Origin of the sequence: Rhodococcus sp. EPR-147 (assembly GCF_001647185.1) — a bacterium.
Classification (GTDB): domain Bacteria; phylum Actinomycetota; class Actinomycetes; order Mycobacteriales; family Mycobacteriaceae; genus Rhodococcoides.
In genome coordinates this window covers 1-530 of the sequence record NZ_LVCU01000491.1, presented here as the reverse complement: position 1 = coordinate 530, position 530 = coordinate 1, and the positions used below count along the sequence as shown (strand labels likewise).

Genomic DNA, 530 nt, shown 5'->3' with positions numbered 1-530 from the left:
CGGTGGTCGGCGGCCGCAGCGAACCGGCCGTTCCGGCTGGCAGCACTGCCAGGTCTGCGCCGACGACCTGACCACTGCCCGTGCCGCGACCAGGGGAGACGCACGAAATCACGGGCGACGCTCCTTGGCAGAAAGCTCGTAATGTGCTGGGAGGTAGCAGTTTTCCCTGTCGCGGGCCCACCTCGTCGACCTAACGTCGGAGAAGTACGAACACCGACGAAAGGGAACACATGAACACCCGAAAGATCTTCACCCGCGCAGCAGTGACCGGGGCTCTGGTGGCCATTCCTCTGGTGGCAATGGCGGGCACAGCATCGGCCGATCCACTGTGGACGGACCGGGGCGACAATCACACCCGATACGACGACAACCGAAACGACGGGCCGAACCAGTTCGAGCTCTCCGAGCTGTTCCCCCAGGCACCGGCGCCGCAGCTGCAGAATCCGGCACCGAACGTGGTGCCGTACAACTTCTTCCAGGGCTACCAGCTGCCGAGCACCGGCTCTGCGTTCTGAGCCTGCGGCATGTGC

General features: G+C 64.9%; 1 protein-coding gene. It reads left to right on the top strand.

Features of this window, described 5'->3' with window-relative positions:
* Positions 1–230: 230 nt before the first annotated feature.
* Positions 231–515: a hypothetical protein gene (locus tag A2J02_RS21120; RefSeq protein ID WP_068053133.1), complete on the top strand. Its 285-nt coding sequence runs from the start codon at positions 231–233 to the stop codon at positions 513–515.
* Positions 516–530: the final 15 nt, after the last annotated feature.